The organism is Lentilactobacillus parabuchneri DSM 5707 = NBRC 107865 (assembly GCF_001435315.1).
GTDB classification, from domain to species: Bacteria; Bacillota; Bacilli; order Lactobacillales; family Lactobacillaceae; genus Lentilactobacillus; species Lentilactobacillus parabuchneri.
On record NZ_AZGK01000033.1, the window covers coordinates 1 to 2117 of the forward strand.

At 39.1% G+C, this 2117-nt stretch carries 1 protein-coding gene; it reads right to left on the reverse strand.

The features are described 5' to 3' along the window. On the reverse strand, positions 1-2117 hold a 2117-nt coding region (locus FC51_RS11945), incomplete at both ends, for a class I SAM-dependent DNA methyltransferase (RefSeq protein ID WP_155519326.1).

Consider the following 2117-nt stretch of genomic DNA (forward strand, 5'->3'; position numbering starts at 1 on the left):
TGCATGACAGCTTTGTCATTTTCTTGATGTGCTTTACGGAGTTCGGATGGCATCGTTAGTTCATCGTAAAGGTCAGCAAGAGAACTATTAGGATATAAGCGACGAGCATTCATTATTTGCTTCGCGGTGGCTGTAATTCTCTCCATTTGTTTTTGGGAAGGGGTAGGCCATGGGAAATTATTAAATACGATTGTATTTGAATAGCTGTAACTTGGCCCGTACAAGGAAGCCGTTGCCCTTACCCATGCCATATGGACGTTTGATGTTAAGACCCCAAAATCATACAAAGTTGTATTTTCCACCATATATAATTTATTGCCACCGATTATGTCCGGACTTAGGTAGTCGATTGGAATGTACTTTCGTTTTGCAGAAGAAACCTCTGGAAAAGCAATATAATCGGTTTTACAATCTTTTACTTCATCAAATCTATAAGGTGTTAGTGCTTTTTTCTGGGTAGCCGGTTTGGTGCTGGCCAATCTGTACAACCTTACTTTTTCTAATCGCTGCCTTACCTCAGGATATTTACGAAATTCATCTGGGCTTTTGTCCACAAGCCAGAAACAATATCGGGGCTTGCGGTTGATAAAATCTTTTCCCATCATGAAAGGACGAATTAACGCCGAAATATGAGGATATTTTCTTACTAATTCATCTTTCTCTTTACTGTTAAGAATGAGGTTCCCACCATCAGTAGGTTGACTGCCACGTTTCATTTTTAAAGTTGAATTGATCCCCTGCTCTCTTTTTTCTATAAACACATTTGCAGCGTCATTTAAATATGCGTTAATGTTTGAAACCTCTTGCATTGTGTCGTTATCAAACAACGAGCGTATTCTTTGCTTTTCATAGCTAAACCCAATAACGACAACAAATACTGTTCCTGTCGCTGATGCTTCTGACTCCCATTTAAATGATTTCCGAGCAAAATTGATTGAAATTCCATCAGCAAACAAGTCTTTCCATAACGCAACGGTTTGCTGGCCCTGAACGATAGAATTTGTGGCCACAAACGCGCAGTGAATGGTGGTGTCCCTCATATACTCGGCAGCCTTCTTAAACCAGCATGCAACATAATCCAAGACATTCCCCTTTGTACCAAACAACATCAAACGATCTTCTTTTTGTTCAGGACTCATTGTTGAAACAGAATGTCCTTTATTTTTTGAAACTCTTCCAGCATTGGCAATGAATGGTGGATTACCCATAATGTAATCCATTTTCTGTCTTGGTATGAGTTTGTCCCAATCCACACGGAGTGAATTATCTTCAATGATTTTGGTATAGGTTTTTAATGGCAAAAAATCAACATTAGTATAAACAATGGCCTTTGTGGCCTCCATCATTTGTGACTCAGCAATCCAAAGAGCGGTTTTAGCGACAGAGACGGCGAAGTCGTTAATTTCAATACCATAAAACTGTTGAATTGAAACTTTGATCAAATCTTGACCAACATCCAACATACCTTGATCGCCAAAAGCTAATTTTATGGCTTCGTTTTCCAACTTTCTCAAACTAAGGTATGTTTCGGTTAAGAAGTTACCTGAACCACAAGCTGGATCGAAGAAGGTTAGTTTAGACAATTTGAATTGGAATTGTTTTGCTTTTTCACGTAATGTTGCTGGCTGCTTGTACTGCTTAATCTGCAGTAACTCCTCCTTGAGATCATCCAAGAAAAGTGGGTCGATAACCTTATGAATATTTTCAATCGAAGTATAGTGCATTCCACCCTCACGCCGTGTATCAGGGTTTAGAGTAGATTCAAAAACGGCACCGAAGATTGTGGGGCTGATATCACTCCAATCAAAGTCCGCACTTGCATCATTCAAAAGAAGGTCCTTTAGTTCTTGTGTAAAGTTAGGTATTTCAATGTCTTCTTCTGAAAATAGCCCACCGTTTACATACGGGAATTGAGCCAATTGATCATCAAGGTATGGATCACGGTCAGAAATCTTAGTATCTAATACTTTGAACAAATCAATGATTGATCGTCTTAAGAAGCGGGGTTCAATACCTTTCAGATAATCATGAAACAGGTCCTTCTTACCAAATATACCAGCATCTTCGGCATAGAGACAAAATACGAAACGCACACATAACTGATTAATGCTTCGTTG